General features: G+C 49.2%; 1 protein-coding gene, 1 rRNA gene and 1 pseudogene (1 of these 3 running past the window's edge). All 3 read right to left on the bottom strand.

Annotated elements, in window-relative coordinates:
* A 16S ribosomal RNA gene (locus CPT76_RS29010) occupies nt 1-90 on the bottom strand; it reaches 1563 nt to the left of the window's first position.
* A 175-nt stretch (nt 91-265) separates the two neighbouring features.
* Nucleotides 266-1369: an HD-GYP domain-containing protein gene (locus CPT76_RS29015; protein WP_105445357.1), complete on the bottom strand. Its 1104-nt coding sequence runs from the start codon at nt 1367-1369 to the stop codon at nt 266-268.
* Nucleotides 1370-1533: 164 nt separating this feature from the next.
* Nucleotides 1534-3360 (bottom strand): annotated as a pseudogene (locus CPT76_RS29020) (DNA gyrase C-terminal beta-propeller domain-containing protein); the annotation flags it as partial.

A 3360-nucleotide genomic window follows, 5' to 3' on the forward strand; every position in this document is an offset into this window, starting at 1 on the left:
AGAGCAAGCTCTCCATCAAGTCCGCTCGACTTGCATGTATTAGGCACGCCGCCAGCGTTCGTCCTGAGCCAGGATCAAACTCTCCAAGAAAGTTTGTAGCTCATTTTGAATCTGACGAGATTGATTTAATCTCAAATAGTATATCATGCTCTCAGCAAGCTTGCAAGCTTTTTTTATATTTCTTTTAAAAAGCTGTGTTATCAACATTCCTGCTTTAAGAGGGCAAGAAATAATATAACACAGCCATTAATATGAAGTCAACTATTTACGAAGAAATAATTTCGTTGATACATAACTGTCTTTGCTGAATCAGATTGATAATTTGTCCGTTGACAGAGACCATAGGCCGTGTCGGATGATTGCGGTCCGTGAAGACAATTTCTCCAATCTGATCATTGCTTAATCGGACAACGGTACCGTTATGAAATTCCGTCACTTTGCTGATCAAAGTGCTGACGATACTTGGATCCAACTTACCAAAAGCTTCTGCATGAATTTGCTCCAGCACCAGGTACGGAGATTGGGCTTTCTGGTATACGCGATTCAGCGTCATGGCGTGGAATATATCAACGATGCCAACAATTTTCGCATAGATGTGAATCTTGCCTCCATCCAGCCGGAGAGGATACCCTGTGCCGTCTACTTTTTCATGATGCTGCAGAGCAGCCAAGCGTACGCCCTCATTAATGGCTGTTACATTTTTAAGCAGTTGATAGCCGTAGGTGGTATGTCTCTTCATCTCTCCAACTTCCTCTGCGGTAAGAGGCTGTGGCTTGTACAATACGGCCGGATCGATTTTGAAGTTACCGATATCATGGAATAAGCCTGCAAAAGCAGCCTGCATCCAATCCTTCTGCTGTAACCCGACCCATCTGGCCAGCTGATAGGATGACAATGCACAAAGGACCGCGTGGTGATAAATATAGTCATACTCGCTCATGCTTCTTGGCGAAAAGGTTAATAAATTATAGTCCTTAATCTGTGAAATAAGTGCCTCCAGTTGGCCTCTGAGTTCAAAGATCGGGATCTCTGCCGCAATAACGGAAGGGTATGTGCTTTTTACCAGCTGAATCATTCTGTCATATTCCTCTAGAAAACTGGAACGTTGGACGGTTGTGACTGAGTCCTTTCCGGCCTGAACTGAAGGGACGCTCCGCTGCGGTATCGCCGCTCTGCTGTCAGCGGAACTCTTCGTTTCCTGCTCTCCGTTGTCAACGTCAACCGACTGCACCATAAATGCACGCAGGATTTCTAGGTCTCTCGGCAGCAGTACCGTTCCCTTCTGTAGCAGCAATCCGCCCAATGGCGTGTGAACATCCTTGGATAATTTAAAACCGGGTTTGATTTCTGTAATCGATACGCTGGCCATTGATCCATTCACTCATTTCCGACTCATATGGTGGTAATATACACCAATTATATTACGGATAAGAACGCTGTACAATCGCCTGCTTTCCATATGAAGCCAAGAAAAAAGAGCATGAATCTGATGGAATCAGACTCATGCTCTTAGCGTTTGCCGTATTAACGGAATTATTCTTCGTCCGGTGCCTCATCCGAAGCATCCGTCATTTCAGGTGCAGGTGCTCCGGTGTCGTCAGGCTCCGCGCCTTCTTCCGATCCGTTGCCGACCTCTTGCCCTTCGATCAAGACTACGTCTTCATCGTCCGGATCGTCGCTCTTATCGACGCGGCATACGGTCGCTACAGCATCATCCTCACGGATGTTAATCAGCTTCACGCCTTGCGTGTAGCGTCCCATCGTGGAGATTCCCTCCATGCTGGTTCGGATCAACGTGCCACTGGTGGTAATGATCATCAGGTCTTCCTCGGACTTCACGACCTTCAGCCCAACCACAGGTCCGTTCTTGTCCGTGACGTTGATGGTTTTAATCCCCTTACCGCCACGCGTTTGCGAACGGTAATCGCTGGCAGGGGTACGCTTGCCGTATCCCTTGGACGTTACGATCAGGACATCCAGCTCTTTATCGATGACGTCCATGCCGATCACCGAGTCGCCTTCATCCAGGGTAATCCCTTTAACCCCTGTCGCTCCGCGCCCCATCGACCGCACATCATGCTCAGAGAAGCGGATAGACATGCCGTGGGCTGTACCCATGATCATTTCCTGCTTACCATCCGTCAGCTTGACTTCAATCAAGCAGTCGTCTTCGCGCAAGTTGATCGCGATTAGGCCGCCTTTGCGGATATTCACGTAATCCTCAAGAGGCGTCTTCTTCACAACCCCGCTGCGGGTAACGAAGAACAGGTATTTGTCATCCTCAAACTCGGAGACCGGAATCACGGCATTGATCGTCTCTCCCTGTTCGATCTGAATGAGGTTAATAATCGCCGTTCCCCGGGCGGTACGGCCCAGTTCAGGAATTTCGTACGCCTTCAGGCGGTACACCTTACCCCGATCCGTGAAGAACATCAGGTAATTATGCGAGTTGGTGACGAAGAGATGCTCGACAAAGTCCTCATCCTTCATATCAAGCCCTGTTACCCCACGTCCGCCGCGTTTCTGGCTGCGATAGGTGTTAGCAGGCAAGCGTTTGATGTATCCGGTATGCGTGATCGTGATAACCACTTCTTCACGCGGAATCAGATCTTCATCCAAAATGCTGGAATCAGATCTTCATCCAAAATGCTCTCTTCACCAACGGTAATTTCGGTACGGCGCTCGTCGCCGAAGCGCTCTTTGATTTCTTGAAGCTCATTCGTAATAATGTCCAGAACAAGCTGCTCATTCGCGAGAATTTCGCGGTACTCGGCAATCTTCACCATAAGCTCCTGGTATTCGGCCTCGATCTTCTCGCGTTCCAAACCGGTCAGGCGCTGGAGTCTCATTTCCAGAATGGCCTGGGTCTGCTCAAGGCTTAGGCTGAAACGCTCTATCAAACGGTCACGGGCAATTTCCGTCGTCTGAGAAGAACGAATAATCGAGATGACTTCGTCCAGATGGTCGAGTGCGATTCGCAAGCCTTCCAAAATATGAGCGCGGGCTTCCGCCTTTTTCAGATCATATTCGGTCCGGCGGCGGATAACTTCAATCTGGTGCTGCAAATAATGGTACAGCGCATCGCGCAACGTCAGAACCTTCGGCTCCTTGTTCACGATCGCGAGCATGTTGATGCCGAACGTGGATTGCAGCGCCGTGTGTTTGTACAAATTATTCAGCATAACGCTCGGATTGACGTCACGGCGCAGCTCGATGACGATTCGCATACCGGTCCGGTCGGATTCGTCACGCAGATCGGTAATACCCTCGATTCTCTTCTCACGAACGAGCTCGGCGATTTTCTCGACCAAACGAGCTTTATTGACCTGGTAAGGAAGCTCGGTCACAATGATACGCGCC

This window comes from Paenibacillus sp. AR247, assembly GCF_002968895.1.
Lineage (GTDB): Bacteria > Bacillota > Bacilli > Paenibacillales > Paenibacillaceae > Paenibacillus_AQ > Paenibacillus_AQ favisporus.

Bases quoted from the DNA above. Each gene is read 5' to 3' on its own strand.
- CPT76_RS29015 (WP_105445357.1), bottom strand. From the start codon at position 1,369: ATGGCCAGCGTATCGATTACAGAAATCAAACCCGGTTTTAAATTATCC.